Annotated in this window: 9 protein-coding genes; 5 read left to right on the top strand and 4 right to left on the bottom strand. The window is 60.0% G+C overall.

Annotated elements, in window-relative coordinates; all coding sequences use genetic code 11:
- The 3 genes from QZY07_RS17395 to QZY07_RS17385 all read left to right on the top strand — a co-directional run.
- A partial coding sequence (locus QZY07_RS17395) for a hypothetical protein (protein ID WP_295405459.1) occupies positions 1 to 311 on the top strand: 311 nt, incomplete at its 5' end.
- Between the two features lie 102 nt (positions 312 to 413).
- Positions 414 to 803, top strand: coding sequence for a hypothetical protein (locus tag QZY07_RS17390; RefSeq protein ID WP_295405457.1), 390 nt, complete (start codon positions 414 to 416; stop codon positions 801 to 803).
- The gene (locus tag QZY07_RS17385) at positions 769 to 1,779 is read left to right on the top strand and encodes a hypothetical protein (protein ID WP_295405455.1); all 1,011 of its coding nucleotides are present in this window, start codon (positions 769 to 771) and stop codon (positions 1,777 to 1,779) included. The genes QZY07_RS17390 and QZY07_RS17385 overlap by 35 nt, the downstream gene beginning before the upstream one ends.
- A 185-nt stretch (positions 1,780 to 1,964) precedes the next feature.
- Here QZY07_RS17385 and QZY07_RS17380 read toward each other — a convergent pair whose 3' ends face one another.
- The gene (locus tag QZY07_RS17380) at positions 1,965 to 2,195 is read right to left on the bottom strand and encodes a zinc ribbon domain-containing protein (protein WP_295405453.1); all 231 of its coding nucleotides are present in this window, start codon (positions 2,193 to 2,195) and stop codon (positions 1,965 to 1,967) included.
- A gap of 53 nt (positions 2,196 to 2,248) precedes the next feature.
- On the opposite strand from QZY07_RS17380, the gene QZY07_RS17375 reads away from it, so the two are divergent.
- Both QZY07_RS17375 and QZY07_RS17370 read left to right on the top strand, forming a co-directional pair.
- The gene (locus QZY07_RS17375) at positions 2,249 to 2,422 is read left to right on the top strand and encodes a type II toxin-antitoxin system HicA family toxin (protein ID WP_295405451.1); all 174 of its coding nucleotides are present in this window, start codon (positions 2,249 to 2,251) and stop codon (positions 2,420 to 2,422) included.
- Between the two features lie 58 nt (positions 2,423 to 2,480).
- A complete protein-coding gene (locus QZY07_RS17370) occupies positions 2,481 to 2,909 on the top strand; it encodes a type II toxin-antitoxin system HicB family antitoxin (protein ID WP_295405449.1) in 429 nt (142 codons plus the stop codon).
- A 44-nt stretch (positions 2,910 to 2,953) separates the two neighbouring features.
- Here the strand turns inward: QZY07_RS17370 and QZY07_RS17365 are convergent, their stop codons facing one another.
- The 3 genes from QZY07_RS17365 to QZY07_RS17355 all read right to left on the bottom strand — a co-directional run.
- A complete protein-coding gene (locus QZY07_RS17365; protein ID WP_295405447.1) occupies positions 2,954 to 3,247 on the bottom strand; it encodes a hypothetical protein in 294 nt (97 codons plus the stop codon).
- 203 nt (positions 3,248 to 3,450) lie between these two features.
- The gene (locus tag QZY07_RS17360) at positions 3,451 to 4,497 is read right to left on the bottom strand and encodes a PilZ domain-containing protein (RefSeq protein ID WP_295405445.1); all 1,047 of its coding nucleotides are present in this window, start codon (positions 4,495 to 4,497) and stop codon (positions 3,451 to 3,453) included.
- A gap of 218 nt (positions 4,498 to 4,715) precedes the next feature.
- Positions 4,716 to 5,348, bottom strand: a 633-nt coding sequence (locus QZY07_RS17355; protein ID WP_295405443.1) for a PilZ domain-containing protein, incomplete at its 5' end; no start/stop codon positions are given.

The following is a 5,348-nucleotide window of genomic DNA, read 5'->3' as shown; positions in this document are numbered from 1 at the left end:
GGCGCGCCCATCATGCCGCCGCCAGCGCGACAGGCGCGACGAATCGATGCGCCAGTCCCGCGCGCCTGGGTGTGCGCCTGATGGAAAATTTCATCGACGACATCCTTCTCAGCGCGCGCGCGGCCTATCAATGGCTCGCGCTCGTCGCGCCCGTCGCAGACGGCATTGCGGCTGAAGCAATTCCCGACGAGAGTGCCGAGTTTCTGCCGGACGGCAGACTGCGGATTTTTTGCCAGATGGCGGACGGTCGCCTGCTCGCCGAGACGATCGTCGAAGCGTCGGATTGGAAGTGGAGCGGGACGCGGCATTGAGATTGAGATGCGGCACTACGCGCCCGAGAACGTCGACGATGCCGCCGGTTACCTTTAGCCAAAGACCCGCCATTGATGGCGGGTTTCAACGAGGACTTTTTGATGGCCAGCACGCCGACCCCTTGGGGCGACTCCCAACGCGAAAAACGCTTTGCAAACGGCATCGTCTTTTTCAGTACCGCTGTCCATGGCGGGTTTTATGTCGACCCCGCGCGCCGGGCGGACATGCCAGAGGCGATCCAAAACGCGATCACTTGGGTCCGCTTGCCCGGCTGGTACGAAGAGGATCAGGACTGGGCCTTGGTGGCGCTCGCATTCCCCGAGCACTTCGACGCGCGGGCGTGCTTTTCCGCGCTCGCCGCAGCGAGGTGTGCCGCCAACGTCTGGCAACTCGATCTGGCGCGGTACTTGGAAAGTACCCAAGGACGCGCCTGCGCGGCAAAAGCGGGACAGTGCGATGCGAACGGAGCCGAAGTTGATTTCGGCGCGTAATTATGCCGCACAGGCGGAGGCCGGATTGAGAAAATGGGCGCGTGCGCCAGCGAATTATAAAAATAGGGATTTCGATGTGTTTTTTGCCGAACTCGCTGCCGGGATCATTAAAAATGCTGTGCATTTTGCGATCCCGGATAACGGTGAAATATTTGACGATGACTTGAAGGGGCTAGTAGGACGGCAAGTTAGACTCCCATTTCAAGCGATCACGGTTGAATATTTCGTCGACGATCAAAAATCGCAGCATTGCGAAGCGGCTCCAACATATTCGCCAAGGCGTTTAGTCCTGGCTTTCGAGACCGAAAAAAACGAGGTTCGCGACATCCAGAATCAGATGGGGTGTGCTGGAACTGTCGATATTTTCGCCAACTTTCCAGATGATCGATTTACCCAATTCATTGTGTTAAACGAAATTGACGGCGTGTGGGTTCCGTGCCCGATGTCTTGGATAATGCCTATCACCTGGGATTATTCGCCTGGCGGTACCGTTCAATTAGTGACCGAGCCGCTTGTTAAATTCGAGTCGAAACAATATTTTTCCGGAACTCCGATCCCCGTTCTTCCTGGATTATTCAATTTAATGTGCGAAATGCGGGGATTCGATCAAGCTTTTCGCGAGTCGCTTCACGACATCGGCGGCGAAGTGCGCGCCGTGCTTGAGCTATGCGAGGCTTTGGCGTGCTCGAACGTCAAGATAGACACCATCCAGCATGAGAACAAAAAGGCAAACGCGAAACGCGCCAAGAATGGCAAGATCCCGATTTATGCAACCAAGACGCTCTCTATTGTGGTGCCAGCAACGGCGCAGCGAACAGCGTCTCAACAGGGCGATAGAAACAGCCCGAGACAACATTTGAGGCGCGGACACGTCAGAAGACTGCAAGACGATAGGCAAATCTGGGTCAACGCTTGCGCTGTCGGGTCTTCTGGTCTCGGTAGAATCGACAAAAGCTACAATGTGTTTTCCGCCTAAATTATTCAGTTTTTTCCAAAATGGAAACAACTGACGGCGCTGAAGCAGCGCCGAATCAGCCGCCCGAGAGGGCGGCAGCGCTATTCCTCACCCGGCCTGAACGCCGGGGCTTCTCGCGCAAGACGGATCACCTCGGCTTGACGACTCTCCGGGCTGAAGCCCCGGAGATTCTTGCTTCAACGAGATCAACCAATGCCAGCTTTCGCCAACACTGGATTTACGTTCTCTCCACAAGCTAACACGGCGAGCCCCGCCGCTTTGATGTTCAGAGCCGCATTCACGTCTCTGTCCAACTTGGTGTGGCATTCTGGACACGTCCAATGCCGAGTGGTTTTAAGGATATCAGTGTTCACGCGGTTTGAAAATCGCCATATATGGGGGTTTTTTAGCTTGACGGCACGCCATTCGATTGACATAGTAAACATTTTTGTTTACTATAAACGCACATCAAACAACCAACGGAGGTACGGTGAAGCAGCGTGAGTTCCGACGCTGGCTGGAGTCTCAAGGGGTCGTGACGAAAGATGGCGCAAACCATCTGAAGCTCTACCGGCAAGGAAGGCAATCGACGATGCCGCGCCATCCCGGAAAGGAAATCCACGAGCAGCTCCGCAAGGCCATCATCAAGCAACTTGGCTTATAGGCGGATCCCAGTCCCGCGCGGGGCTGGGAACTCACGACAGGCGACATCGAGGCAAACCATGTACCCAGTGATCATCGAATCGGATGGCGACGGCTGGATGGCCAGCTTCCCGGACATCCCGGAAGCCTTGACGGGGGGCGATACCCGCGAGGAGGCGCTGATCAATGCGCGTGACGCGCTGGTGACGGCGTTCGAGTTCTACTTCGAGGACGCGCGCCCGGTGCCGCTGCCCTCCGTGATCGAGGGCGCGGAGCTGGTGGCGGTGCCGTTGAGCGTCTGGGGGAAGGTGTTGCTGTTGAACGCGATGCTCGAACAGCGTCTGCCGCAAGCCGAGTTGGCGCGGCGGATGGGGACGCGCAAGCAGGAGGTGCAGCGGCTGGTCGATCTGCGCCATCCCACCAAAATCGACACCCTGGCGCAGGCGATGGCTGCCATGGGGAAGCAGTTGGTGTTGTCGGCGAGCGCCATCCCGGGCCGGGCACCTTGACGCGGATGGCGCCACGACGGCGCCATCCCTGACCCCGCGTCGCGCTACTGCATCGTGGCGCGGCGCGTGTTTTCCTTCAGTCGTCCATCCATCACCACTTCCAGGGCGGTCATCAGCAAGCCGTAGAGCATCGCCCGATCCTCGGCCGGGTCGAAATGGATCCGCTTGGCGTCCAGGGCTTGGATGAGGGTGTCGCTGGAGGTGGCCAGCACGACCTTGACGCTCGCCGGGTCGCGCAGGTCCATCGGGCAATCGGCGGCCATCGCGACCAGGGATTGCATGGTCTCGGACATCATCAGGCGCTTGGTGATGGCGCGCAGTTCGGGATCGGTCAGCATGGGGGATTCTCCTGGCGAGCGGGCACGGGCAGGGCAAGTTGCTGCTGGATCTCCAGCCAGTTGGGGCGGGCGGGCACTTCTTGATGCCTCCTCCGGCTGAAGACCGGAGGATTCCCCGGCTTCAGCCATTGGACGTCGTCTAACGAGATTGGCATCCCAATCCGACATTGAGAATATTCCGCGCCGCGGTCACCGACGGCGTATCAGCGCCGCCTCGCCTGATCGGCGTCGAGACGCGCATGAACCTCCTGCAACCACGTCAATTCCGCCCACACCGCGTCCGACCAGCCGCCCGGTCGACCGACATCGCCCAGGATCAGTTCCCGAAACAAGCGTCCAAAGGCCACGGAATTGCCCCAACAGGCCACGATCCGGTCGAGAAGATCGGGAAATTCGCGCTCCAGCCAGCCCTTTTCCGCGCGGTGTTTGTCCACCGGTTTGGCGATGCGCGGAAACCTCGGGGCGACGTTCCGATGCCGGTCCGCAGTGCCCGCCAACTGCGCGCACAGCAACTTTTCCAGCCGCTCGTCCACGCAGGCGCGCAGCAGCGGCTTCGGATGCTCGAAGCGCAGGAGCAGGGTGTAGCGCAACGTCTCGGGGGTGTCCCGCGCCGCGTGGCCAATCGGCACGCCGACATCGATGACCCGCGCCCGGAGTTGAAGGTCTGGCAAATCGGGGGAGACGAGCGAAAAACGCACCCCTTGTTGAAGTGCGCTGGCCTCTGCCGAATGGAGCGTGTAATAGCCCGTGGCAATCTCCTGGAGCGCCTGATCCAGCGCCGCCAGGTCGGAAACGACGACGTCGAGGTGCCGCGCCAGCGGCGGCGTCCCGTCTTGCTCGCCGCGTCCCAACAACGTCAACAGGCGCTCCAGGCGTTCTTGATCGCGCAGCGACAGACTCACGAACCGGGCGGCCACCTCTTGGCTCCAGGCGTTCGTCGTCTGGACCCGCAGACATTGGCTCGTCGCCGTCAGCGCCCGACCGGGCAACCACGGCAACATCAGTTGAAAGCGATCCGTCGAGCCGGGCAGGGCGGTTGGCAAAAATAGCCGGATCCCGCCCCAGGAAATGTCGCGACCGAACGCGATCAGGGGGTCTTCCCGGTTGGGAAGAAAGATCCGTGCGCGGGTCTGGATCGCGAGCCGGCGTTGCGCGCGGCGGTTGTGCGCCGGCGGCGTCGATCGTTGCGCCGGGGCACTGTCCGGGAGAGACAACTCGAAGCTGTCGTCGTCGATCGGCGGGGCGCTCATACTGGCGAACCTTCGTGGTCGAAGCCGGGCGCAGACACCGGCGGTAAGCCTGTCGCGGAGAAGGACGGCAGGCGGATTGGCTGGTCAAGCTGCCGTTCGACATACTTTTTAAGCGACGCGAGCGGATGCTCGAACGTCAGGGTCACGCGGTACAACGCAGGGTGAGCGCGTATAATTTTTTCTGAAATCAATAAAATCAAACAGTTAAGATGCGAGCTTCACAATACATATGAACTGTAACTTATTGATTTATAGGGGTACGCGCTCGCCCTGCGGTACAACGTGGTCCAATCGCAGTCCGCGATCTGAAAGGGCTGCACTTCGACGATCCGTGCCCGCAGGCGATCGCCCTCGCCATCCAGCATCCCGGTCAACGAAAAACTGATGCTTTGATCGACCGCGTAGGCGTGAAACACGGTCAGCGTTTGGCGTCCCGTCGCGATCCCCGCCAGCAGCCGTTGCATCTGCGCGGGATCGTTGACGACAATTTCTAACGCCGGCGCGAGCGCGCGTTCTTGCTTGTCTTTTTCATGGTCTTCCTCGGGCGAGGTCTGGCTCAGAAATTCCAGCAGCCGGGCATGATGATGGAGCGTCAATTGGGAGAAGCGCACGGCGAGTTGCGTGCGCCCATCCGCCAGTAACTGGGTGCGCAACAGCCGGGCATTCGCCAGAATGGGCATGTCCGGTTTCCACGACATCATCAGTTGGACTGTCGTCGCCGCTGGCGGCAGAGCGTCGGGAACGATGAGGCACGCGCCACCCCAGGACAGATCGCGATTGAACCCGATGACGGGCGGTCTCTCGTCGTTCGGAAACACGATCTTGGTCAGCGTCTGAAGCGGTCGGCGCGT

It is taken from the genome of uncultured Thiocystis sp. (assembly GCF_903866365.1).
GTDB lineage: Bacteria > Pseudomonadota > Gammaproteobacteria > Chromatiales > Chromatiaceae > Chromatium.
This window is presented reverse-complemented; position numbering and strand designations above follow the sequence as displayed.

Coding starts and splice junctions, on each gene's coding strand:
- QZY07_RS17390 (WP_295405457.1), top strand. CDS start 414: ATGGCCAGCACGCCGACCCCTTGGGGCGACTCCCAACGCGAAAAACGC.
- QZY07_RS17385 (WP_295405455.1), top strand. CDS start 769: ATGCGAACGGAGCCGAAGTTGATTTCGGCGCGTAATTATGCCGCACAG.
- QZY07_RS17380 (WP_295405453.1), bottom strand. CDS start 2,195: ATGTCAATCGAATGGCGTGCCGTCAAGCTAAAAAACCCCCATATATGG.
- QZY07_RS17370 (WP_295405449.1), top strand. CDS start 2,481: ATGTACCCAGTGATCATCGAATCGGATGGCGACGGCTGGATGGCCAGC.
- QZY07_RS17365 (WP_295405447.1), bottom strand. CDS start 3,247: ATGCTGACCGATCCCGAACTGCGCGCCATCACCAAGCGCCTGATGATG.
- QZY07_RS17360 (WP_295405445.1), bottom strand. CDS start 4,497: ATGAGCGCCCCGCCGATCGACGACGACAGCTTCGAGTTGTCTCTCCCG.